Annotated in this window: 23 protein-coding genes; 10 read left to right on the top strand and 13 right to left on the bottom strand. The window is 71.8% G+C overall.

Going from position 1 to position 23,629, the window contains the following annotated elements; translation table 11 throughout:
• Positions 1-4 precede the first annotated feature (4 nt).
• Both ACE101_RS29060 and rpoH read left to right on the top strand, forming a co-directional pair.
• Positions 5-1,018 carry an RluA family pseudouridine synthase gene (locus tag ACE101_RS29060; protein WP_379139019.1) on the top strand — a complete coding sequence of 338 codons (1,014 nt, stop codon included), beginning with the start codon at positions 5-7 and terminating at the stop codon, positions 1,016-1,018.
• A gap of 224 nt (positions 1,019-1,242) precedes the next feature.
• Positions 1,243-2,133, top strand: a complete 891-nt coding sequence (rpoH, locus tag ACE101_RS29055; RefSeq protein ID WP_379137335.1) for an RNA polymerase sigma factor RpoH — start codon at positions 1,243-1,245, stop codon at positions 2,131-2,133.
• A gap of 34 nt (positions 2,134-2,167) precedes the next feature.
• Here rpoH and ACE101_RS29050 read toward each other — a convergent pair whose 3' ends face one another.
• The 4 genes from ACE101_RS29050 to ACE101_RS29035 form a co-directional block, all read right to left on the bottom strand.
• Entirely contained in the window at positions 2,168-3,370 is a 1,203-nt protein-coding gene (locus ACE101_RS29050; RefSeq protein WP_379137333.1) for a histidine kinase, read from the bottom strand.
• 78 nt (positions 3,371-3,448) lie between these two features.
• Complete coding sequence (locus tag ACE101_RS29045; protein WP_379137331.1) at positions 3,449-4,741, bottom strand: adenylosuccinate synthase; 1,293 nt, start codon at positions 4,739-4,741, stop codon at positions 3,449-3,451.
• 162 nt (positions 4,742-4,903) lie between these two features.
• Positions 4,904-5,251, bottom strand: coding sequence for a hypothetical protein (locus tag ACE101_RS29040; RefSeq protein ID WP_379137328.1), 348 nt, complete (start codon positions 5,249-5,251; stop codon positions 4,904-4,906).
• Positions 5,252-5,427: 176 nt separating this feature from the next.
• Positions 5,428-6,276: a D-amino-acid transaminase gene (locus ACE101_RS29035; protein ID WP_379137326.1), complete on the bottom strand. Its 849-nt coding sequence runs from the start codon at positions 6,274-6,276 to the stop codon at positions 5,428-5,430.
• Positions 6,277-6,431: 155 nt separating this feature from the next.
• Between ACE101_RS29035 and ACE101_RS29030 the strand changes: the two genes are divergently transcribed.
• Positions 6,432-7,361 (top strand): dihydrodipicolinate synthase family protein, encoded by a 930-nt coding sequence (locus ACE101_RS29030; RefSeq protein ID WP_379137323.1) that lies wholly within the window; start codon positions 6,432-6,434, stop codon positions 7,359-7,361.
• A 303-nt stretch (positions 7,362-7,664) separates the two neighbouring features.
• On the opposite strand, the gene purB is transcribed toward ACE101_RS29030, so the two are convergent.
• From purB to hemB, 6 genes are all read right to left on the bottom strand, one after another.
• Complete coding sequence (gene purB, locus ACE101_RS29025) at positions 7,665-8,972, bottom strand: adenylosuccinate lyase (protein WP_379137321.1); 1,308 nt, start codon at positions 8,970-8,972, stop codon at positions 7,665-7,667.
• Positions 8,973-9,069: 97 nt separating this feature from the next.
• Complete coding sequence (locus ACE101_RS29020) at positions 9,070-9,816, bottom strand: arginyltransferase (protein WP_379137318.1); 747 nt, start codon at positions 9,814-9,816, stop codon at positions 9,070-9,072.
• Between the two features lie 133 nt (positions 9,817-9,949).
• A complete protein-coding gene (locus ACE101_RS29015; RefSeq protein ID WP_379137316.1) occupies positions 9,950-10,465 on the bottom strand; it encodes an RDD family protein in 516 nt (171 codons plus the stop codon).
• 70 nt (positions 10,466-10,535) lie between these two features.
• Positions 10,536-11,777 (bottom strand): threonine ammonia-lyase, encoded by a 1,242-nt coding sequence (locus tag ACE101_RS29010; RefSeq protein ID WP_379137314.1) that lies wholly within the window; start codon positions 11,775-11,777, stop codon positions 10,536-10,538.
• Positions 11,778-11,880: 103 nt separating this feature from the next.
• Entirely contained in the window at positions 11,881-12,252 is a 372-nt protein-coding gene (locus tag ACE101_RS29005) for a hypothetical protein (RefSeq protein WP_379137311.1), read from the bottom strand.
• Positions 12,249-13,301 (bottom strand): porphobilinogen synthase, encoded by a 1,053-nt coding sequence (gene hemB / locus ACE101_RS29000; RefSeq protein ID WP_379137308.1) that lies wholly within the window; start codon positions 13,299-13,301, stop codon positions 12,249-12,251. The genes ACE101_RS29005 and hemB overlap by 4 nt, the downstream gene beginning before the upstream one ends.
• A gap of 349 nt (positions 13,302-13,650) precedes the next feature.
• Between hemB and ACE101_RS28995 the strand changes: the two genes are divergently transcribed.
• From ACE101_RS28995 to ACE101_RS28980, 4 genes are all read left to right on the top strand, one after another.
• Positions 13,651-14,700: an enoyl-CoA hydratase/isomerase family protein gene (locus ACE101_RS28995; RefSeq protein ID WP_379137306.1), complete on the top strand. Its 1,050-nt coding sequence runs from the start codon at positions 13,651-13,653 to the stop codon at positions 14,698-14,700.
• A gap of 1 nt (position 14,701) precedes the next feature.
• Positions 14,702-15,169, top strand: a complete 468-nt coding sequence (locus ACE101_RS28990; protein WP_379137303.1) for a DUF6163 family protein — start codon at positions 14,702-14,704, stop codon at positions 15,167-15,169.
• Between the two features lie 171 nt (positions 15,170-15,340).
• The gene (gene ldtR, locus ACE101_RS28985; RefSeq protein ID WP_379137300.1) at positions 15,341-15,856 is read left to right on the top strand and encodes a transcriptional regulator LdtR; all 516 of its coding nucleotides are present in this window, start codon (positions 15,341-15,343) and stop codon (positions 15,854-15,856) included.
• A gap of 65 nt (positions 15,857-15,921) precedes the next feature.
• Positions 15,922-16,140: a DUF2093 domain-containing protein gene (locus ACE101_RS28980; RefSeq protein ID WP_379137297.1), complete on the top strand. Its 219-nt coding sequence runs from the start codon at positions 15,922-15,924 to the stop codon at positions 16,138-16,140.
• Between the two features lie 3 nt (positions 16,141-16,143).
• On the opposite strand, the gene lpxK is transcribed toward ACE101_RS28980, so the two are convergent.
• Entirely contained in the window at positions 16,144-17,127 is a 984-nt protein-coding gene (gene lpxK, locus ACE101_RS28975) for a tetraacyldisaccharide 4'-kinase (RefSeq protein WP_379137294.1), read from the bottom strand.
• A 2-nt stretch (positions 17,128-17,129) separates the two neighbouring features.
• Entirely contained in the window at positions 17,130-18,431 is a 1,302-nt protein-coding gene (locus ACE101_RS28970) for a 3-deoxy-D-manno-octulosonic acid transferase (RefSeq protein WP_379137292.1), read from the bottom strand.
• Positions 18,432-18,712: 281 nt separating this feature from the next.
• Between ACE101_RS28970 and mbfA the strand changes: the two genes are divergently transcribed.
• The 3 genes from mbfA (at position 18,713) to ACE101_RS28955 (ending at position 23,052) form a co-directional block, all read left to right on the top strand.
• Positions 18,713-19,681, top strand: a complete 969-nt coding sequence (mbfA, locus tag ACE101_RS28965; protein WP_379137290.1) for an iron exporter MbfA — start codon at positions 18,713-18,715, stop codon at positions 19,679-19,681.
• Positions 19,682-19,760: 79 nt separating this feature from the next.
• Positions 19,761-20,657, top strand: coding sequence for a metallophosphoesterase family protein (locus ACE101_RS28960; RefSeq protein ID WP_379137287.1), 897 nt, complete (start codon positions 19,761-19,763; stop codon positions 20,655-20,657).
• Between the two features lie 121 nt (positions 20,658-20,778).
• Complete coding sequence (locus tag ACE101_RS28955) at positions 20,779-23,052, top strand: CDC48 family AAA ATPase (RefSeq protein WP_379137284.1); 2,274 nt, start codon at positions 20,779-20,781, stop codon at positions 23,050-23,052.
• Positions 23,053-23,208: 156 nt separating this feature from the next.
• On the opposite strand, the gene ACE101_RS28950 is transcribed toward ACE101_RS28955, so the two are convergent.
• Complete coding sequence (locus ACE101_RS28950; RefSeq protein WP_379137282.1) at positions 23,209-23,574, bottom strand: DUF779 domain-containing protein; 366 nt, start codon at positions 23,572-23,574, stop codon at positions 23,209-23,211.
• Between the last annotated feature and the right edge of the window lie 55 nt (positions 23,575-23,629).

Genomic DNA, 23,629 nt, shown 5'->3' with positions numbered 1-23,629 from the left:
GGGCGTGGAGAGCGACGTGCGGGTGGCGCAGCTTCCGGTCGGGGAGGGGCCCGAGCGGCTGGACCGCGCCCTTGCGCGGACATGGCCGGACCTCTCGCGCAGCCGCCTGCAGGGCCTGATCCGGGAGGGGGGGGTCCAGCTCGACGGCGCCGAGATCCGCGACGCCTCCGCCAGGGTGTCGGGCGGCCAGACCGTGGCGGTCACGGTGCCGCCCGCCCGGCCCGCGACGCCCGAGGGTGAGGCGCGCGCCCTCGCCGTGGTCTACGAGGACGACGACCTGATCGTCATCGACAAGCCGCCGGGCCTCGTCGTGCATCCGGCACCGGGGCATGACAGCGGCACCCTCGTCAACGCGCTCATCGCCCATTGCGGGGCGAGCCTGTCGGGGATCGGCGGGGTTCGCCGTCCCGGCATCGTGCACCGCCTCGACAAGGACACGAGCGGGCTCCTCGTCGTGGCCAAGAACGACGCGGCCCATATCGGCCTGAGCCTGCAATTCGCCGATCACGGTCGCACCGGGCGTCTGGAGCGGGCCTATCTCGCCCTGGTCTGGGGCGTGCCGGAGCCCCGGGCCGGAACCATCGATGCCGCGCTGGCGCGCTCGGAGCGAAACCGTGAGAAGATCGCGGTGGTCCGCCCGGAGAAGGGCCGTCACGCGGTCACGCATTACCGGACGGAATCGGTGCTCGGCACGGGCGAGCCGGTCGGCCTCGTCCGCTGCCGCCTGGAGACCGGGCGCACGCACCAGATCCGCGTCCATCTCGCCCATCGCGGCCACCCGCTCCTGGGCGATGCCACCTACGGCACCGGCTTCCGCACCAAGGCCGCGCGCCTCGACGCGCCGGCGCGCGCGGCGCTCGACGCCCTCGGACGGCAGGCTCTGCACGCGGCGGTGCTGGGTTTCGTCCATCCGCTCAGCAATGAATTCCTGCGCTTCGAGAGCCCGCTGCCCCCGGATCTCGCCGGCCTCGTCGCGGCGCTCGGCGCCGAGGCGGGACCGACCGCGCGCCGCGTCTGAGCGCCGCAGCCGCGCGGTCATGTGCAAAGCCGCACTGCGCGAACGCGATTCCTGGGCTGTATGGCGACGCACGCACCAATCCGAAGGTTTGCGCGTTGATGGCGGCGGACCTTCGGTCCGTCGCTACCCGTTGCCGTCGCGTCCTGCTATAAGGGCAGATCGGACGGCCGGCCGCTCGGAGGTCGTTCGCGCTCGCCCGATCGGGGAGCTTCCAGGAGGTTTGAATGGCTGCTGCACTGCCCGTGCTCGCCAATGAGGGGGGCCTGTCCCGGTATCTCGACGAGATCCGCCGGTTTCCGATGCTGGAGCCGACGGAGGAGTACATGCTCGCCAAGAGCTGGCGCGAGCATGGAGACCGCGAGGCCGCCCACAAGCTCGTCACGTCCCACCTGCGTCTCGTCGCCAAGATCGCGATGGGTTACCGCGGCTATGGCCTGCCGATCGGCGAGGTCGTCTCGGAAGGCAATGTCGGCCTGATGCAGGCCGTGAAGCGCTTCGATCCCGACAAGGGCTTCCGTCTCGCCACCTACGCGATGTGGTGGATCAAGGCGGCGATTCAAGAATACATTTTGCGCTCGTGGTCGCTCGTGAAGATGGGCACGACCGCGAACCAGAAGAAGCTGTTCTTCAACCTGCGCAAGGCGAAGGGCCGCATCTCGGCCCTCGACGAGGGCGACCTGCGCCCCGAGCAGGTGAAGCAGATCGCGACCCGTCTCGGCGTGCCCGAGCAGGACGTCATCGACATGAACCGCCGCCTGTCGGGCGACGCCTCGCTCAATGCGCCCCTGCGCGAGGAGGGCGAGGGGGAGTGGCAGGACTGGCTGGTCGACGACAGCCCGAGCCAGGAGACGGTGCTCGCCCGCGAGGAGGAGGGGCAGAACCGCCTCGCCGCCCTGCGCGACGCGCTCGGCGTGCTGAACGCGCGCGAGCGCCGCATCTTCGAGGCGCGCCGCCTCGCCGAGGACCCGATCACCCTCGAGGATCTGTCGAGCGAGTTCGGCGTCTCCCGCGAGCGCGTGCGTCAGATCGAGGTGCGCGCCTTCGAGAAGGTGCAGGACGCCGTCAAGCGCAACCTGGCCAGCCGCGAGACCGCCCGCGCGGGCGTGCCCGCCTGATCGCGGGCGGCGCCTCCCGCCGGGGGCGCCCCGCTCACTGCCACTGCGCGAAGGCGTCGCGCATCACCTTCTCGCCGGCCGCCCCCTTCTCGAAGGTCAGGATCGCCCGTCCGCCCGAGGCGTAGCGGACCGGCAGGTCGATCCAGTTGCGGCGGAGCAGGAGGTCGCCGTTGCGCTCCACGTCGCCCTTCAGGCTGGAGAGCCCGATCAGGAAGATGTTCTCGCGCACCGGAACCGGCAGGCCCGAGACCGGCGAGCCGCGGGCACTCTCGTCGTCCTTGAACTGGAGCAGGCCCACATCGCGCACCGCCCGCGCCGGATCGTTCGGCGTGAAGGTCAGCTCGATCACGTGCGAGGCCGGCAGGGTGGCATCGGTGTTCCGGCGGATCACCATCGCCAGGGAGAGGCCCGCCTCCTGCACGTCGATGGTGCCCCGCACCACCGTCTGGAGCGGTTGGCCCTGCCCGGCATTGACCGCGTCGAGGCGCCAGACGGCCTGCCCCTGCATCGCCCGCGGTCCGTTATTGGGGCCGCCCGTCTCCTCGTAGAGGGTCGCGCGCTGCGCGATGGTGATGTCGCCGCCGGCTGCGGTCGCCGGCTTGGCCGGCGTCCCCGGGAGGGCGGCCTGCGGCGCGCGCTCGCCGCCGACCCGGTCCGCGAACTTCGATTCCTGCGGCTCGGGCGGCCGCTCGGCGGCGTTCTCGTCGATCTTCGATTGCAGGGTCGCGGGCGTGTCGCGCAGGGACCATGCCGTGAAGGCGATGGCGCCGATCACCGCCGCGAGCACGCTCGCCACGATGCCGTTGCGCAGGAGGCCGGAGCGGTCGCCCTTGGGGCGCACCACGTCGATGCGCGGGCGCTGCCGTGCCTGACCGTCCTCGGCGGCGGAATCGGCCGCGGGCTCGGGCTTCGGCCGGTCGGGCTCGGGCAGCTTCAGGGCGACCGGCGGGCCCGGCTCGGGCAGGATTTCGGCGGCGGGAGGCTCCGGGAGCGCCGCCTCGGGCGCAGGCTCCGGCGGCGCCGGCGCGCCGCCATACTCCGTCTCCAGCCGGTCGATGGCGGCGTCGAGGGAGCGGCGCTCCGCGTCGATGTCCTCTTCGGAGAGGGGCGGATCGAGGGAGCGCAGCTGCCCGGTCAGCGCCGCCCGCGCGCGCTCGTAGACCGCCTCGCGCATGTCCGGCGAATGGTCGGGCAGGGCGTCGAGCGCCCGAGCGAGCAGGGGATAATAATCGGCCATGGGATCTGACGCCTGCCATGTCGCGGCAGGCGTCTGGCGTCAAGCTTCGCGTGAGGGGTTCGCCGGCTAAGCCGCCGATCAATCCTCGAACGGGTTGTGGACGAGGATCGTGTCGTCGCGCTCCGGCGAGGTCGAGAGCAGGGCGACCGTCGCCCCGATCAGCTCCTCGATCCGGCGCACGTACTTGATCGCCTGGGCCGGCAGCTCGGCCCAGGAGCGGGCGCCCGCCGTCGTCTCGAACCAGCCGTCGATGGTCTCGTAGACCGGCTCGACGCGGGCCTGATCGGCCTGGCTCGCCGGCAGGTGGTCGATGATCCGGCCGTCGAGGCGGTAGCCGGTGCAGATCTTGATCGTCTCGAACCCGTCGAGGATGTCGAGCTTGGTGAGCGCGATGCCGTTGATCCCGGAGGTCCGCACGGTCTGGCGCACTAGGGCGGCGTCGAACCAGCCGCAGCGGCGCTTGCGCCCGGTCACCACGCCGAATTCGCGGCCCCGCTCGCCGATCTTCTCGCCGATCGCGTCGGTGAGTTCGGTGGGGAAGGGGCCCTCGCCGACGCGGGTCGTGTAGGCCTTCACGATGCCGAGCACGTAGCCGATGGCCGAGGGGCCGAGGCCCGACCCGGTGGCGGCCTGCGCGGCGACGATGTTGGAGGACGTCACGTAGGGGTAGGTGCCGTGATCGACGTCGAGGAGCGCGCCCTGAGCCCCCTCGAACAGGATGCGCTGGCCGGTCCGGCGCGCCTCGTCGAGGAGCGACCACACCGTGTCGGCATAGGGCAGCACCTTCGGCGCGATGGCGAGCAGCTCCGCCTTCAGGGCGGCACCATCCACCTCCTCGATGCCGAGGCCGCGGCGCAGGGCGTTGTGGTGGGCGAGCAGGCGCTCGATCTTGGCGCCGAGGAGGTCGGCATCCGCGAGGTCGACCACCCGGATCGCCCGGCGGCCGACCTTGTCCTCGTAGGCCGGGCCGATGCCGCGCTTGGTGGTGCCGATCTTCAGCGCCGCGTTGGCCGTCTCGCGGAAATGGTCGAGTTCGCGGTGGAGCGGCAGGATCAGCGTCGCGTTGTCGGCGATGCGCAGGGTCTCGGGGGTGATCGTGACGCCCTGCTGACCGATGCGGGCGATCTCGTCGACGAGGTGCCAGGGATCGACCACGACGCCGTTGCCGATCACCGACAGGGTTCCGCCGCGCACCACCCCGGAGGGCAGCAGCGAGAGCTTGTAGGTGGTGCCGTCGATGACGAGCGTGTGGCCCGCATTGTGGCCGCCCTGGAAGCGCACCACCACGTCGGCCTGCTCGGCAAGCCAATCGACGATCTTGCCCTTGCCCTCGTCGCCCCACTGGGCGCCCACGACGACGACGTTCGCCATGCGCTGATCCGATCCTGTCACGCAGAGAAACAGCCTCGGCCCTGGGGCCGGGGCTGTCATATGACGGCGGTCTTGGGCGATCCGGCCCGGGAAATCAAGGAAGCCGGCCCGGCGGCGGGAGCGGGCCAGGGATGCGCCGCCCACGCCGCTGGCGAATCTCGGCTATTTCGCCTCGGTGCCCGGCCCGCGGCCGGGCAGCTCGCCGGGCTTGATCACCGGGGTGGAGTTCGGATTCGGCTCCGGCGGCGTCACGCTCATGTCCGGCGCGGCGTTCGGCGCCGGGCGCAGCACGCCGTCGGATTTCTGGAGGCGGTCGCTCAAGGTCGAGCCGGTCGTGTCGGTGTCGGCGGGCGCTGCGCCCGGATGCATCTTCTCGGGGATGCGCTCGTTCGGCGGCGGCAGGGGCGAGGTGTCGCGTCCCTTGAGGGGAGCGTCGGGCGATTGCGCGAGGGCGGCGCTGCTCAGGAGCGCCGCCAGCGCGAGCCCGGCGCCGCGCATCAGCTTCGGCATCGGTGTCTCCTTCCGTCTGTTGCGGAGGAAACCGGGCCGGGCGCGGTCCGGTTCCGGCGAAGCTCGCGGCCCGAACGGAATTGCGTAGAGTAAATCCGCTCAGGTCTTTGTTTTCGCATCATGCGGTTTCCGATCGACCGCTTCGGCCGGCGGAATGATGGTTCGATCGCCGGATCTCAGGCGCCGGCCATCTCCAGGTAGAGCGCGCGCAGGCGCCGGGTGAGGGGGCCCGGCTGGCCGCCGCCGACCCGCTGGCCGTCGATCTCGGTCACCGGCATCACGAAGGCCGAAGCGCTGGTGAAGAAGGCCTCCGCCGCGCCGAGCGCCTCGTCGAGGGTGAAGGGCCGCTCCTCGACGGTGAGGCCCTGCTCCTCGGCGAGCCGCATCACCGCGCGCCGGGTGATGCCGGGCAGGATCGTGGTCGAGAGCGGCCGGGTGACGATGCGCCCGTCCTCCGTGATGATGAAGGCCGTCGAGGAGCCGCCCTCGGTCACGAAGCCGTCCTCGTGCATCCAGGCCTCGCTGGCGCCGGCCGCGGCGGCCTCCTGCTTGGCGAGCACCTGGGCGAGCAGGGCGACGGACTTGATGTCGCGCCGCTTCCAGCGCAGGTCCTCCACCGACACCACCTTGGCGCCGCGATCGGCGACGGGATTCGCCGCGATCGTCTTGGCCTGGGTGAACATCACCACGGTGGGTTGCACGCCGTGCATCGGGAAGGGGAAGTCGCGCTCGGCGACGCCGCGCGTCACCTGCATGTAGACGAGCCCTTCCTTGAGTTCGTTGCGGGCGACCAGGGCCTCCTCCAGCTGCGTCCAGCCGGCCGCGTCGTGGGGATTGGCGATGCCGATCTCGGAGAGCGAGCGGTCGAGCCGCGCGAGATGGGCCTCGTTGTCCACGAGCCGGCCGTTCAGGACCGCGCTCACCTCGTAGATCCCGTCCGCGAACAGGAAGCCGCGGTCCATGATCGAGATCGAGGCCTCCTCGAAGGGGAGGAATCGGCCGTTGACGTAGACGATGCGGGACATGGTGCGGGTCCTTGGGGGCGGAACACCCCTTCAAACATCGACCTCCGCCGTGCCGCAAGCGCAATTCGCGGGCCGTCCGCATGCGGGCACGGCGGTTGCGCCGACATGCGCAGGGTCCGTAGGGTCGCGTTCCACTTCCAGCATGGACCCGGCTCATGCGGCTCTCTCCCGATGCGAAGGGCGTCTACCCGATCGCCCCGACCCCCTTCCTGTCCGATGGCCGGATCGACGACGCCTCGATCGACCGGATCACCGACTTCTACGGCGCGATCGGCGCGACCGGCCTCACCGTGCTCGGCATCATGGGCGAGGCGCCCAAGCTCGAAGGGGCGGAGGCCGCCGCCGTGGCGGCCCGCTTCATCCGGCGGACCTCGCTTCCGGTCATCGTCGGCGTCTCGGCGCCGGGCTTCGCCGCCATGGCCTCGCTGGCGAAGACCGCCATGGATGCGGGCGCGGCGGGCGTGATGATCGCCCCGCCGCCGAGCCTGCGCACCGACGACCAGATCGTCGGCTACTACGCCCAGGCGGTCGACGCGATCGGCACCGACATCCCCTTCGTGATCCAGGATTATCCCCTGACCCTGTCGGTGGTGATGACGCCGGGCGTGATCCGGCGGATCGTCACCGACAACCCGTCCTGCGTGATGCTCAAGCACGAGGACTGGCCGGGCCTCGAGAAGATCTCGGCCCTGCGCGGCTTCCAGCGCGACGGATCCCTGCGGCCGATCTCGATCCTGTGCGGGAACGGCGGCCTGTTCCTCGATTTCGAGTGCGAGCGCGGGGCCGACGGCGCGATGACGGGCTACGCCTTCCCGGAGATGCTGGTCGACGTGGTGCGCCAGTCCGCGGCCGGCGAACGCGAGCAGGCCCACGACGTGTTCGACGCGCATCTGCCGCTGCTGCGCTACGAGCAGCAGCCGGGTGTGGGCCTCGCGGTGCGCAAATACGTGCTGATGCGCCGCGGCCTGATCGCCTCGGACGCCCAGCGCAAGCCCGCGGGCGGCCTCTCGGCGACGGCGCGGGCGGAGGTGGATTTCCTGCTCGCGCGCCTCGCGCGGCAGGACGAGCGCGCGCGGCTCGTCTGACGGGCAGGGGGTGAGGAGCCCGGTGTTCGGCGGGCGCGGGACTGAAGCACCTCGCAGCCACTCATACGGTTTCCGGATGATCGCTTCGCGATGCGGAAACCGGCCTCGCTCAGGCGCCGCGCGGGCTCGTGATACGGTTTCCGAAAGTGATCTTCCGGAAACCGTATCACGCCCCGCATGCGGCACGGTTGTCCGTGAACAGCAGGAGCGCGAGGAACCCCTCTCCCGCTCGGGAGAGGGGACGTGCCCGTTCTCATCTCCACGCAGCCATGCCGGATGCGCGGGAGCAGCGGCGTGCTCGCCTCAGCTCTCGCCGAAGACCCGGCGGAAGATCGTGTCCACGTGCTTGTAGTGGTAGCCGAGGTCGAAGCAGGCCTCGATCGCCGCGGGGGAGAGGGCGGCGGTCACCTCGGGATCGGCCTTCAGCAGCGTCAGGAACTCGCCTTCGCCGCGCCAGACCGGCATCGCGTTGCGCTGCACCAGCCGGTAGGCGTCCTCGCGCGACACGCCCGCCTGGGTGAGCGCCAGGAGCACGCGCTGGGAATGGACGAGGCCGCCCAGCCGGTCGAGGTTGCGCTGCATGCTCTCCGGATAGACCAGCAGCCTGTCGATCACGCCGGTGAGCCGGGCGAGCGCGAAGTCGAGGGTCACGGTGGCATCCGGCCCGATCATGCGCTCGACCGAGGAATGCGAGATGTCGCGCTCGTGCCAGAGGGCGACGTTCTCCATCGCGGGCAGGGCGTAGGCGCGCACCATGCGGGCGAGCCCGGTGAGGTTCTCGGTCAGCACCGGGTTGCGCTTGTGGGGCATGGCGGAGGAGCCCTTCTGCCCCTCCGAGAAGTATTCCTCGGCCTCCAGCACCTCGGTGCGCTGCAGGTGGCGCACCTCGATCGCCAGCCGCTCGATGGACGAGGCGACGACGCCGAGGGTGGCGAAGTACATGGCGTGACGGTCGCGCGGGATGACCTGGGTGGAGACCGGCTCCGGGGTCAGCCCCATCTGGCGCGCGACGTATTCCTCGACCCGCGGGTCGATGTTCGCGAAGGTGCCGACCGCGCCCGAGATGGCGCAGGTGGCGACCTCGGCGCGGGCCGCGACGAGGCGCTCCCGGGCCCGGGCGAACTCCGCATAGGCCTGCGCCAGCTTCAGCCCGAAGGTGACCGGCTCGGCATGGATGCCGTGCGAGCGGCCGATCGTCGGGGTGAGCTTGTGCTCGAAGGCGCGGCGCTTGAGGGCGGCGAGCAGGGCGTCGATGTCGGCGAGCAGCAGGTCGGTGGCGCGGACGAGCTGCACGTTGAGGCAGGTGTCGAGCACGTCCGAGGAGGTCATGCCCTGGTGGACGAAGCGCGCCTCCGGCCCGACGATCTCGGCGAGATGGGTCAGGAAGGCGATGACGTCGTGCTTGGTGACGCGCTCGATCTCGTCGATGCGCGCGACGTCGAACACCGCGTCGCGGCCCTTCTCCCAGACCTTGTCGGCGGCCTCCTTCGGCACCACGCCGAGTTCGGCGAGCGCCGTGGTGGCGTGGGCCTCGATCTCGAACCAGATCCGGAAGCGGGTTTCCGGCGACCAGATCGCCACCATCTCGGGCCGGCTGTAACGGGGGATCATCGGGCGCCTCGCTGTCCAGGACGTCTTCGGATGCGCGGCCGGTAGCATGGGCCGGGGAGGGGCTCAACGCGAAGCGCCACCCGCGGCGCCCCGCATCTCACTCCACCCGGGCCCATCCTTGCGGCATCAGCCGCTCCTGGGGGGCGAACTTGGCCTTGTAGTCCATCTTGCGCGAGCCCTCGACCCAGTAGCCGAGATAGAGGTAGGGCAGCCCGAGCAGCCGCGCCCGCTCGATGTGGTCGAGGATCATGTAAGTGCCGAGCGACCGGTCGGCCTCCGCGGGCTCGTAGAAGGAATAGACCATCGACAGCCCGTCCGAGAGGACGTCGGTGAGGCAGACCGCGACCGGCCCGCCGACCCCGCGGCCGTTGATGGCCGTGTCCGGCCCGCGCTTGCGGTAGACGACGAGATGCGTCTCCACGTGGCTGTCCTCGACCATCATGGCGTAGTCGAGCACGGTCATGTCGACCATGCCGCCGTCGCCGTGGCGGGCGTCGAGGTAGCGGCGGAACAGGGCGTACTGCTCCGAGGCCGGGCGGTTCGGCTGCGGCTGGCCCACGAGGTCGTTGTTGCGCCGCATGATCCGGCGCTGGCTCGCGCTCGGCGCGAAGTCGTTGACGACGACGCGCACGGAGACGCAGGCCCGGCAGGTCTCGCAGGCCGGCCGGTAGGCGATGGTCTGCGAGCGGCGGAAGCCGCCTTGGGTCAGGATCTCGTTGAGGTCGCGGGCCCGGCGGCCGACGAGGTGGGTGAAGACCTTCCGCTCCTGCTGCCCGGGCAGGTAGGGGCAAGGCGAGGGCGCCGTGAGATAGAACTGGGGGGCGTCGCGCGGGTGGCTCGTCACGCTTCGGTTCGCTTGCTGGGGCGGCACGAGGACACCGCGGCTGTCACCATAACATTCCACCTTCGCGGCTCAACACGTCCACACGGGCGAGCCGCGAAATTCATCCCTGTCCCCACGTCCAGAGGCGTAATCCTCAAGGGGTCCGGATGATGGCGAGGCCGACGACGAGATCGTGGCCGGTGCGGCGGTCGGCGCGCAGGAGGCCGATGCCGATGTCGAGGAGCCAGAGCAGGAAGGTGGAGACCGCGACGTAGAACAGGAGCGCGTGGACGCCGGCCGTGATCCAGTCGACCGGGCCGCCGGTCTCCGCCTGGACGCCGCGCAGCCCGAGCATCCGCATCCCGTAGGTGCTCTGATAGGCCCCGCCGAGGGTGACGGCGCTGTAGATGATCCCGCTCGCGGGCAGGATGGCGAACAGCGTCCAGCCGAGCCCGAAGGTGATCACGCCGATGAAGGCGATCGCCAGCCAGAGCAGACAGGTGAAGGCGAAGATGAACAGGATGTCGAGGAGATAGGCGCAGAAGCGCCGGCTCAGCGAGGCGTGCTCCACCACGACGGGCGCGCCGTAGCCGGGCGCGGGTGCGCCTTGCCAGGGCTGACCTTGCCATTGCTGGCCCTGCCAGCCGTTGCCCTGCCAAGAATTCGCCATGTCCGCGCTCCTCGCGCCGCGTCACAGCATGTAGGTGGCGCTTGCATCCGCCCCGCTCAAGGGCCCGCCGTCAGGTTCCGGTGATGGCTGTCCCGTGCGGCCCGATGCGGCGCGGCTCGAGCCCCTCCGCGGCGAGGGTGCCGAGGATCTCGGCGGTGTGGCCGGGCCCGCGGGTCTCGATGGTGACGTCGATCGAGACGCTTTTCGCCGGCACGTCGAGGTGCAGGCGCCCGTGCGAGACCTCCAGGATGTTGGCGCCGAGTTCGCCGAGGCGTCCGGCGACGCGGCCGAGCACGCCCGGCCGGTCGTTCGCGGTCATGCGGAAGGAGACGATGCGGTCCTCCCGCTCCAGCTCGCGCACCATCACGGAGGCGAGGAGCCGCGCATCGATGTTGCCGCCGCACAGGACGAGGCCGATCGTGCGGCCCGCGAAGAGGTCGGGCCGTGCGAGGAGCGCCGCGAGGCCCGCCGCGCCGGCTCCCTCGGCGAGGCTGCGCTGGAGCGTCGCGTAATCGTGCACGGCCCGCTCGATCTGCGGCTCGTCCACCAGCACGATCTCGCGCACGCGGTCGCGGATGATCGGCAGGGTGAGCCGGCCCACGGTCTTGACCGCGATGCCTTCGGCCAGGGTCGGGCCTCCGATCGGCCGCGCGCCGCCGTCGATGGCGTTGCGGAAGGAGGGGTAGAGCGCGGCCTCGACGCCGACGAGATCGACCCGGGGATGGGGCGAGGCCGCGACGGCCATGCCGGCCATCAGCCCGCCGCCGCCGATCGGCACGACGAGGCAGTCGAGATCCGGCGCGTCCTCCAGCATTTCCAGGGCGACGGTGCCCTGGCCCGCCATCACCGCAGGATCGTCGTAAGGGTGGACGAGGACGAGGCCGTCGCGCGCCACCAGATGGCCGACCACGTCTGCCGCCTCCGCGAGGGTCTCTCCCTCGAGCACGACCGTGGCGCCGTGGGCGCGGGTGTTCTCGACCTTCACCAGCGGGGTCGTCGCCGGCATCACGATGGTGGCGGGCACCCCGAGGCGGCTCGCGTGATAGGCCACCGCCTGGGCGTGATTGCCCGCCGACATCGCCACCACGCCCCGGCGGCGCTCGTCGGGATCGAGGCGGCTCAGCCGGTTGACCGCACCCCGCTCCTTGAAGGCGCCGGTCGCCTGCATGTTCTCGTGCTTGACCAGCACCCGCGCCCCGGTGAGGTCCGACAGCCGCGGCGCAGGCACGAGGGGCGTGCGCAGCACGTGCCCGCGGATGGTCTCGGCCGCCCGGGCGACGTCGTCGGGACTGATCGCGTAGGATTCGCTCACCGCTCGCTCCGGGATGCGCCCGCATCCGGGCCGCGCCGCATACGAGCACGATCCGGGGCGCGGCGCGAGGCGGGAGGGGGCTTCCCACCCTTGGGCGACGGCTTCACCCGGCCCCGGCCGGCTCGGCCGTCGCCGCGTCGGGCGTGTCGAGATAATAGTGCTTGAGCAGGTAGAGCGCCGCCTCGCCCACCGGCCCGCGGTCGCTGGTCACGCCCGCGAGGTCGGTCCGGCTCATCTCCGAGAAGCGGCAGACGGCCCAGCGCGTCAGGGGTGCGCGCCCGGCCCGCTCCTCCACGAAATCGACGCGGATGCTGCGCGGGGCGCGGCCGGGCGCGGCGCCGAGCACGCGCACGCTGCCGCCCGTCGCCACCAGCGTGGGCAGGACGCGGCGGCAGACCCGCTCGCGCTCGGGATCGCGGTCGGAGGCGCAGGCGGCGAGGAGCAACAGCGCCGCGAGCGCGAAGGCCGTTCTCACCCCGCGCGCAGGCGCTCCGCCACGGTCGGCGCGAAATAGGTGAAGATCCCGTCCGCCCCCGCGCGCTTGAACGCCATCAGGCTCTCCACCATGGCGCGCTCGCCGTCGAGCCAGCCGTTCTGCGCCGCGGCGGCGATCATCGCGTACTCGCCCGATACCTGATAGGCGAAGGTCGGCACGCCGAACCCCTCCTTCACCCGGCGGATCACGTCGAGATAGGGCAGGCCCGGCTTCACCATCACGGAATCGGCCCCCTCCTCGAGGTCGAGTGCGACCTCGCGCAGGGCCTCCTCGGTGTTGCCGGGATCCATCTGGTAGGTGCGCTTGTCGCCCCGCAGGGTGGCGTTGGTGCCGATCGCGTCGCGGAACGGCCCGTAGAAGGCGCTCGCGTACTTCGCCGCGTAGGCCATGATCTGCACGTCGCGGAATCCGGCCTTGTCGAGCCCGGCCCGGATCGCGCCGACGCGCCCGTCCATCATGTCGGAGGGGGCGATCACGTCGGTGCCGGCCTCGGCCTGGATCAGGCTCTGCTCGACGAGGAGCGCCACCGTCTCGTCGTTGACGATGACGGTGTCGTTCAGGATTCCGTCGTGGCCGTGGCTCGTATAGGGATCGAGGGCGACGTCGGTGATGACGCCGATCTCCGGCACCGCCGCCTTCACGGCCCGCACCGCCCGGCAGACGAGATTGTTGCGGTTCAGCGCCTCCGATCCGGTCTCGTCGCGCAGGGCGGGATCCACGTAGGGGAAGAACGAGATCGCCGGAATCCGCAGGCGCGCCGCGCGCTCGGCCTCCCGCACCGCCTCGTCGACGGTGAGGCGCTCGACGCCCGGCATCGAGGCGACCGGCTCGCGGCGGCCCTCGCCCTCGATAAGGAAGAGCGGCCAGATCAGGTCGTCGACGGTGAGCGTCGTCTCGCGCACGAGCCGGCGCGACCATTCCGCCTTGCGGTTCCGGCGCGGGCGCTGCGCGAGGTTCAGGCCGGGAGCGGTCTCCGACCGGGCGGTGTCGCGGGCCAGGGTCCCGGCGAAGGGCTGGATCTGGAGCATCGGAGTCTGAACCCTCCCGGACCCGACCGGGCCGGGCCCTCTCATTGTTCTAAGGAACGCCTACCATACTCCGCCCGCGCGCCGGAACCCGGTGGGCAAGGCGCCTTGGGCATGGCTGGCAGCGTCTTGGGGGCATGGCTGGCAGCGCCTTCGGGCCATGGCCGGCAGCGCCTCGGGCCATGGCTAGCGACGCCCTGGCGCGACGGTCGCGTTGACGCACCGGCCGGCGGCCGGTTAACGGCGCAGGACAGGTTCCGGAAACGTGTCCGCGGCCGTCCGTCCAGGGAGCCGCGGCACGTCGGGAACCAAGCCGGCGACGCGTCTCCGGCTGGGATCAGGAAGGATGGCCATGACGGGCGACGCTTCGGACGATGTGCTGGTCGAGCGGCGGGGCGCGGCGGGGCTGCTGACCCTGAACCGGCCGAAGGCGCTCAACGCCCTCGATCTCGGGATGATCCGCCGGATCCGCGCGGCCTTTGACGCCTGGAGCGCGGACGGGGGCGTGACCCGGATCGTGCTGCGCGGCACCGGCCGGGCCTTCTGCGCGGGCGGCGACATCCGGCGCATCCACGACGAGGCCAAGGCGGGCGGGCCGCCGGCGGTCGATGCGTTCTGGCGCGAGGAATACGCCCTCAACGCACTGATCCAGCGTTCGAGCAAGCCGGTGATCTCGCTCATCGACGGGATCGTGATGGGCGGGGGCGTCGGCCTCTCGCTGCACGGCTCGCACCGGGTCGCCGGGGAGCGCTACGCCTTCGCCATGCCGGAGGTCGGCATCGGCTTCTTCCCCGATGTCGGCGCCACCTACGCGCTGCCGCGCCTGCCGGGGGCCTTCGGCACCTATCTGGCGCTCACGGGCGAGCGGGTGGGGCAGGGGGACGGGCTCGCCTTCGGGCTCGCCACCCACGCAGCCCCCGCCGCATCCTTCGACGCGATCACCGAGGCGCTCGCCGCGGGCGAGCCCGTCGAGACGGTGCTGGGTCGGGGGCCGGCGGTGCCCCCCGGCCCGGTCCATGCCGAGCGGGCGTTGATCGATTCGTGCTTCTCGGCAGAGAGCGTCACCGCGGTTCTGGCCCGGCTCGATGCCGCCGCGGCGGAGGGCTCGGACTTCGCCGCCCGGGCAGCCGCCACCATCCGGACGCGCTCGCCCACGAGCCTCGCCGTCGCCTTCGCGCAGATGCGCCGGGGCGGCGCCCTGACCTTCCCGGAGGCGATGCTGACCGAGTACCGGATCGTCACGCGCATCCTCCAGGGCCACGACTTCTTCGAGGGGGTGCGCGCCGTGCTCATCGACAAGGACGGCGCCCCGCACTGGCGGCCCGACAGCCTGGAGGCCGTCACGCCGGAGATGGTCGAGGCCCATTTCGCGCCGCTGCCTAACGAGCCGCGGTTCGGCTGACATGCGCCCCCTGTCCAAGGTCCGCACGCCGCCGAGAACCGGGATGACGCTCGCCGAGGACGGGGGCGACCGCATCGAGCGCAATCCCCAGCCGCAGGGCGCGCGCTGGGACGTGGTCCTCGTCTGGCTCATGCGCATCGTCGCGGTGATCTGGATGATCAAGGGGCTCAGCGCCTGGGCGGAGATCCTGGGCGCCCGGCCCGGCGCCCCGCCCTTCGAGGGCGCGCCGGTCGGGCGGCAGGCGGTCATCATCTATTTCGGGGTGATCGACCTCCTGGCGGCGGTGGGGCTGTGGCTCGCCACCGCCTGGGGCGGCGTGGTCTGGCTGCTCGCCGCCACCTCGGCCTTCGTGCTGGCGCTGCTCACGCCGCAGCTCCTGCCGATGAGTTTACCGAACCTTGCTTTCGATGGAACAATCGTCCTGTTGTACTTCACGGTCTCTTGGCTCGCGTCGCGCGAGATACGGTGAACCGGGAGTATCCGCGGGCCCGGTTCCCGGACTTCATCGTCAGTTCACCTTCATCGGTAAATCGAGAATTTAGCCTGTCGCTTAAACCCACATTCACGGGGCCCGCCTAGGTTGGCTGCATAAGCGGAGCGGGAAATACCGCCAACGCACCCAGTACAGAGAGGCGTAACCATGAAGAACCAGGCGCTGAAGGTGGCCGAGCAGGCCCGGGCTCCCGAAGCCGAGCCGACCGTTCGCAACCAATACCTCGAAGCCCTGCACTTGGTCGAACGGCTGCACCGCCGCCTGCTCGACGTGATCAAGGACGAGTTCGAGCGGCGCGGCCGCGAGGACGTCAACAGCGTGCAGGCGCTGCTGCTCTACAACATCGGCGACAAGGAGCTGACCGCGAGCGAGCTGCGCACCCGCGGCTACTATCTCGGCTCGAACGTCTCCTACAACGTCAAGAAGCTCGTCGAGACCGGCTACCTGCACCACGCCCGCTCGAAGACCGACCGCCGCTCGGTGCGGATCAGCCTCACCGAGAAGGGCCGGGAGATCCACGAGATCGTGCGCGGCCTCTACGACAAGCATGCCAAGACGATCCAGCCGATCGGCGGCATCAACGAGGACGACTTCGTGCGCCTGAACCAGTCGCTGGCCCGCCTGGAGCGCTTCTGGACCGACCAGATCCGTTACCGCCTCTGAACGCGGACCGGTCGACAGGCGGGCCGCTCCGGCCTACACCGCGCGATCGGAGACGGAGGCGGGGCATGCTGGGTCGGTTCGAGCGCGGGGGATCGGGCGAGGCGGTCGTCGAGTACGGCGACAGCAATCTCAAGGTGGTGCGGCCGGGGCGGTTCGTGCGCTGCGCCGTGACCGGCGCGGAGATCCCGCTCGACGATCTGCGCTACTGGAGCGTCGCCCGGCAGGAGGCCTATGCCAGCCCGGAAGCCGCGATGCAGCGGCTGCAGGAGACCGGCCGGCCCTGAGGCTCACGGAAACAGGGCGGCGAGACGCGCGCGCAGGACCACGGCGTCCGCGTCCGCGAGACGAAGGCTCACCGGCAGCACCGCCACCGGCGCGCCCGCCGGCAGGCGCACGCGGTCCTTCTCGGTGGTGACGAGCCGCAGCCCTGCGCGCGCGGCGTCGCGTTCGAGCGCGGCGAGGTCGGCCGCCCCGTAGGCGTGGTGATCGGGAAAGGCCCGGGTCGCGCGGAGATCCGCGCCGATCGCCCGCAGGCTGTCGAAGAATTTCTCCGGCCGGCCGATCCCCGCGAAGGCGAGCACCGGCTGCCCCGCGAGACCCGCCGCGGCCGCGGGATCGGGGCGCAGGCTCCCGCGGATCACCGGCCGGCCGTGCCGCGCGGCCTCCGCGGCCACGCGCTCCCCCGCCGCGCCCGCGCCGATGATCAGGACCGCGTCGATGAACGGCCAATGCTCGGCCAGCGATGCGCGCAGGGGCCCGGCCGGAAAGGGCAGGCCGTTGCCGATGCCGACCGCCGCGTCGAACACCGCCACCGACCAGCTCTTGCGCAGGGACGGGTTCTGGAGCCCGTCATCCATCACGATCACCCCGGCCCCCCCCGCCGCGCACAGGGCGGCGCCCGCGACGCGGTCGCGCGCGACGATCGTCGGCGCCGCACGCGCGAGGAGGAGCGGCTCGTCCCCGACATCCGCGGCGGCGTGGCGGGCCGGATCGACCCGCACCGGGCCGCGCAGTTGCCCGCCATAGCCCCGGCTGAGGAAGGCGGGGCTCCGCCCGACCTCCCGCAGCAGCCCGGCGACGGCGAGCGCCGTCGGCGTCTTGCCCGCGCCGCCGAGGCCGACATTGCCGACGCAGATCACCGGCAGCGGCGCCTCCGCGCCCGGCCGGGCCATGCGGCGCGCCACCCGGCGTCCGTAGAGCCGCCCCAGGGGGGCGAGAAGCCGCGCCGGCAGGGCGGGCGGAACGGACCACCAGAAACCGGGCGGGCGCATGCTCAATCGAGCCGGCCGGCGATCTTCATCTGGCAGATGAAGGGTTCGAGGGCCGCCATGGTGCGATCGAGGGCACCCCCGCAGGCCGCCACCGCCCGGTGGGCCGCCTGTGCCGTGGCGTCCCGGCGCGCCGGATCGGCGAGCAGGCGGCCCGCGGCTTCCGCGAGCGTCGCCCCATCCGTGACCGGCAGGCCGCCGCCGGCCTCGGCCAGCACCGCGTAGGCCTGGGCGAAGTTCGCGACATGCGGCCCGTGCAGGATCGCGCTGTCGAGGCGCGCCGGCTCGATCGGGTTCTGGCCGCCATGCTCGGCGAGCGAGCCGCCCATGAACACCAGGGGCGCGAGGCGGAAGAACAGGCCGAGTTCGCCCACCGTATCCGCCACGTAGAGGTCGGTGCGGCCGTCCGGCAGGCCGCCCTCGCTCCGCCGCGACGCGCGCAAGGAGGCGGAAGCGGCCGCCGCCATGATCTCGGCGCCCCGCCGCGGATGGCGCGGCACGACCAGCGTGAGCAGCCCGGGATGGCGCGGGGCGAGGTGCCTGTGGGCGGCGATCACCGCCGCCTCCTCCCCCGGATGCGTGCTCGCTGCGAGCCAGACCGGACGGCCGCGCACCATGGCGGCGAGCTGCGCGAGGGCGCCAGGATCGGCGGGCGGCGGCGGCGCGTCGAATTTCAGGTTGCCCGAGACCGCCACCCGCGGCGCGCCGAGATCGCGGAAGCGCTCCGCCTCCTCCGGCGTCTGGACGAGGCAGACGGCGATGCGCGCGAGCACCGCCCGCGCCAGGGCCGGGGTGCGCTCCCAGCCGCGGGCCGAGCGCGCCGACATCCGCCCGTTGACGAGGATCAGCGGCACCTGCCGGGCGTCGAGGGCCAGAATGGTGTTGGGCCAGAGTTCCGACTCCGCCACGAGAGCGAGGTCCGGCCGCCAATGGTCGAGGAAGCGGGCGACGTAGCGGGGCGCGTCGAGGGGCGCGAACTGGTGCAGCGCCCCCCGCGGCAGCCGGCCGGCGATGAGGTCCGCCGAGGTGCGGGTGCCGGAGGTGACGAGCACCGTGAAGCCGCGCCGGGTCAGCCGCTGCACCAAGGGCAGCAGCGCCAGCACCTCGCCGATGCTCGCCCCGTGCGCCCAGACCAGGGGACCCGCCGGGCGCGGCTTGCCGGGACGCCCGACCCGCTCCGGCAGGCGGACGGGATCCTCCTTGCCCTTGCGGCGGCGCCACGCGAGCAGGCCGCCCAGAGCCGGTTCGAGGGCGATGAGCCCGTAATGGTAGGCGCGCAGCAGGGGCGGAACGGGGCGAGGTCTCATGAGGCGATGCGACCGGAACACCCTCGGGAGTGACGCCGCGGCGGCCGCCGCGATTCGGCGGCCCGGGATGGGAGGTCCCGGATGCGCACGCCTCTACCGCTCTTGGCCGCCGCGGCGCAACTCTTCACCCCAGGCACTGCTCGGCCGCAGGTGGACGGGACGAACCGCGGCCGTTCCATGCGGCTCCCGCAGCCCGGGCCTGCGTCCGGGATGGCCCCCTTTCGCTTGTTTGGAATCATTCGAATGTGTAGATCGGAATCATTCCAGATGGAGGCCGGTCGATGAAGGCGCTCGGTGATCTCACGCCGCGGGAGGTGCTGGCCCTCGCCATCGCGAGTGAGGAGGAGGATTCCCGCATCTACCAGAGCTTCGCCGAGCAGCTGCGCCCGGATTTTCCGGCCTCCGCCGGCCTGTTCGAGGATATGGCGCAGGAGGAGCGCGGCCACCGCGACGCGCTCACGGCGGCCTACCGGGAGCGTTTCGGCCAGCACCTGCCGCCCCTGCGGCGGGAGGATGTGCGCGGCTTCGTCAAGCGGCGCCCCTTCTGGTGGGACGGCCTCGACCCGGCCCGGATGCGCCAGGAGGCGGGCGCCATGGAGGCCCAGGCGGCTTCCTTCTACGAGCGCGCGGCGGACCTCTCCCGCGACCTCGACGTGCGCGGGCTGTTCACGCGTCTCGCCGAGGTGGAACGCGGCCACGGCCGCCGCGCGGAAGATCTGGAATCCGCGCATCTCACCGAGTCGGCCGCGGCGGGCGAGGCGGCGGCCCGCCACCGGCTCTTCGTGCTGCGCTACGTCCAGCCCGGCCTCGCGGGACTGATCGACGGCTCGGTCTCGACCCTCGCGCCCCTGTTCGCCGCCGCCTTCGCCACCCACAACAACTGGCAGACCTTCCTCGTCGGCCTCGCCGCCTCGATCGGCGCGGGAATCAGCATGGGATTCACGGAGGCCTTGTCGGACGACGGCAGCATCACGGGGCGCGGCTCGCCCGCCCTGCGCGGCCTCGTCTGCGGGCTGATGACGGCGGTCGGCGGCCTCGGCCACTCGCTGCCCTACCTCGTGCCGGATGGCTGGCCGAACGCCTTCGCGATCGCGACCGTCCTCGCGGCGATCGTGGTGGCGCTGGAACTGCTCGCCATCTCCACCATCCGCACCCGCTACATGGCGACGCCGTTCTGGCGCGCGACGCTTCAGGTGATCCTGGGCGGCGTGCTCGTCCTGCTCGCCGGGGTGGTGATCGGCAGCGCCTGAACCTTGCGGGCGGCTTCCCGCTTGGGACATAAGCCGGCCGGGCCCCGCGCGCGGCTCGCCGGAGCGGTGTTTCCCCCCGATGTTCCGCCTCGCCCACCTGACCGATCCGCATGTCGGCCCGCTCTCGAAGCCCCGCCTGCGCCAGCTCCTCAGCAAGCGGGCCACCGGCTGGGTGAACTGGACCCGCGGGCGCCACCTCACCCACGACATGGCGGTGCTGGAGGCGCTGGTCGCCGATCTCCTGGCCGCCGCGCCGGACCACATCGCCTGCACGGGCGACCTCTGCAACATCGGCCTGCCGAGCGAGTGGGAGACCGCGCGGGTGTTCATGGAGGCGCTCGGCGGGCCCGAGGCGGTGAGCTTCGTGCCGGGCAATCACGACGCCTATGTGCGCGGCTCCCTCGAAGGCCTGCTCGGCGCGGTCGGCCCCTGGACCCGGGACGATGCCGGGCGCGAATCCGCCTTCCCGTACCTGCGCCGCCGGGGGCCGCTCGCCCTGGTCGGCCTGTCCTCGGCGATCCCGACCGCGCCCTTCGTCGCGAGCGGGCGCCTGGGTTCGCGCCAGATCGCCGCCGTCGAGGCGCTGCTCGGGAGCCTCGCCCGCGAGCCCGAGCGCCCCTGCCGGGTGGTGATGATCCACCACCCGCCGCATGTCGGCGGCGCCCTGCCGGGCCGCAACCTCACCGATTCCCCGGGCTTCGAGGCGATGATCCGCCGCGTCGGGGCCGATCTCGTCGTGCACGGCCACAACCACGTCGGCTCGGTGGCCTTCCTGGTCGGACCGGACGGGCGGCGCGTGCCGGTGATCGGTGCGCCCTCGGCCTCCGCCCGCGGCGGGACCCTCAAGCACTGCGCCGGCTACCACGTCTACGGATTCGAGCGGACCGATCACGGCTACGCCGTGACGGCGACGCTGCGCGGGCTCCTGCCCGGCGACCGGATCGGCGATCTCGGGACCCTCACCCTGTACGGCTGAGGCAGCGCAACATTTCCCGGAAACCGGCGTTCTCCGGGCGAGCGGGGTAATCCATTCGCCCGGTAAAGGGCCCGCGACGACGGGCTCTCGGCCGCCAGGCGCCGGCGCGGGAGATGTCACCATGGCCGATGAAACGGGCGCCGTCCGGGCGCAGGTCGCCAATGCGCGGGCGCAGGATGTCGGGCGCGGCGTGGCGCGGGTGAGCGCGGCGGTGCTGCAGAGCCTGCGCCTTCAGGAAGGCGACGCGATCGAGATCATCGGCAAGCGCCACACCACCGCGCTCGCCATCGCGCTCGGCTCCGAGGACGAGGGCCTGAGCATCATCCGGCTCGACGGCCTCCAGCGCGTCAATGCGGGCGTCGGCTCGGGCGATCACGTGGAGATCAAGCGTGCCGAGGTGCGCCCGGCGAGCCGGGTCGTGCTGGCGCCCGCGCAGAAGAACCTGCGCCTCCAGGGTTCGGGCGAGGCCCTGCGGCGCACCTTCTACCGCCGTCCGGTGGTCGCCGGGGACGTGATCTCCACCTCGGTCCAGTCGCGGATGGGCGGCGACGACGTGCCGCCGGAGCTGCGCTCGATGTTCAACCTGCCGGCCTATGGCCTGCAGGAGATCCGCCTCGTCGTCGTCTCGACCCAGCCGCGCGGCATCGTGCAGGTGACGGCCGAGACCGAGGTCGAGCTGCGGCCGATGTTCGAGGAGCCCAAGGAGGCCCGCCGGGCCGACGTCACCTACGACGATATCGGCGGCCTCGGCTCGACGGTGGATCAGGTGCGCGAGATGGTGGAGCTGCCGCTGCGCCATCCCGAGCTGTTCCAGCGCCTCGGCATCGATCCGCCCAAGGGCGTGCTCCTCTACGGCCCGCCCGGCACCGGCAAGACCCTGCTCGCGCGCGCCGTCGCCAACGAGACCGAGGCGCAGTTCTTCCACATCGCCGGCCCCGAGATCATGGGCAGCCAGTACGGCGAATCCGAGCAGCGCCTGCGCCAGATCTTCTCCGAGGCGCAGCGCAACGCCCCCGCCATCGTGTTCATCGACGAGATCGACTCGATCGCGCCCAAGCGCGAGGAGGCCCGCGGCGAGGTGGAGCGGCGCATCGTGGCCCAGCTCCTCACCCTGATGGACGGGCTGGAGCCGCGCCAGAACATCGTGGTGATCGGCGCGACCAACCGGCGCGACGCCATCGACGAGGCCCTGCGCCGGCCCGGCCGCTTCGACCGCGAGATCGTCATCGGCGTGCCCGACGAGCCCGGCCGGCGCGAGGTGCTGACCATCCACACCCGCGGCATGCCGCTCGGTGACAACGTTGATCTCGACGAGATCGCGCGCACCACCTACGGCTTCGTCGGCGCCGACCTCTCGGCGCTCGCCCGCGAGGCGGCCATGGACGCGCTCCGCCGGGTGCTGCCGCAGATCAACCTCAAGGAGGGGATCCCTCCGGAGATCCTGGAGAAGCTCCAGGTCTGCCGCGAGGATTTCCTGAACGCGCTCAAGCGTGTGCAGCCCTCGGCCCTGCGCGAGATCATGATCCAGGTGCCCAATGTCGGCTGGGACGACGTCGGCGGCCTCGGCGAGGTGCAGACCAAGCTGCGCGAGGGCGTGGAGCTTCCCCTCAAGAATCCGGAGGCGTTCCGGCGCATCGGCATCCGCCCGGCCAAGGGCTTCCTGCTGTTCGGGCCGCCCGGCACCGGCAAGACGCTGCTCGCCAAGGCGGTGGCCCGGGAGGCCTCGGCGAATTTCGTGGCGACGAAATCCTCCGACCTGCTGTCGAAGTGGTACGGCGAATCCGAGCAGCAGGTCTCGCGCCTGTTCGCCCGCGCCCGGCAGGTCGCCCCGACCGTGATCTTCATCGACGAGATCGATTCCCTCGCACCCGTGCGCGGCGGGGGGCTCGGCGAGCCGGCCGTGACCGAGCGGGTCGTCAACACCATCCTGGCCGAGATGGACGGGCTGGAGGAATTGCAGGGCGTGGTGGTGATCGCCGCGACGAACCGGCCGAACCTCGTCGATCCGGCCCTGCTGCGCCCCGGCCGCTTCGATGAACTCGTCTACGTGCCGGTGCCGAACGCGGCGGGGCGCCGCCACATCCTCGGCATCCACACCCGCGGCATGCCGCTCGGCCCCGACGTCGATCTCGACGATCTCGCCGCGCGCACGGTGCGCTTCACCGGGGCGGATCTGGAGGATCTGACGCGGCGCGCCGGCCTGATGGCCCTGCGGGCGAATCTGGAGGCGAGCGAGGTGACGGGGGCGCATTTCGACGCCGCGCTGCACGAGACGCGGCCCTCGGTGACGCCCGAGATGGAGCAGGATTACGAGACGATGCTGCGCACCCTCAAGCAGGAGGGCCCGCAGCGCCAGCCGATCGGCTTCGTGCCGGTGCGGCGAGCGGCGGAGTAGGGGGCTCTCGCGGACCTTGTGGCAAACACCGGAAGAGACGAGCGCGCCGCACCCCTCGCCCGAGTGGGAGAGGGGTGCGGCGCCCCATCTTCAAGTCCTGGAAGGCGACGATTCCCGGGATGTCGGATACCCTCCGCCGCCGCCTCGCGGCGGCCCTCACCCGTTCAGCGTCCGGCTCTCCTCATCGGTGAACAGCCGCGAGCGCACGTGGAAGCGCACGTCGCGGCCGTTCTCCAGGGAGAACATGCCGCCGCGGCCCGGCACCACGTCGATGATGAGCTGGGTGTGCTTCCAGTATTCGAACTGAGCGCGGCTGATGTAGAAATCCGCCCCGCCGATCTCGCCGAGACGGATATCGCTGTCGCCGATGAGGAAGTCGCCCACCGAATAGCACATCGGCGAGGAGCCGTCGCAGCAGCCGCCGGACTGGTGGAACAGGATCGGGCCGTACTCGCGGCGCAGGGTGTCGATCAGCGCGAGGGTCTTGTCCGTGGCGGTGACGCGGAGGGGGAGGTCGGTCATCGGCGTATCCTCGGGCCTTCTCTCGGTGTCGAGGCGACGACACCGCCGCGGCCGT

It is taken from the genome of Methylobacterium carpenticola (assembly GCF_042748905.1).
Lineage (GTDB): Bacteria > Pseudomonadota > Alphaproteobacteria > Rhizobiales > Beijerinckiaceae > Methylobacterium > Methylobacterium carpenticola.
This window is presented reverse-complemented; position numbering and strand designations above follow the sequence as displayed.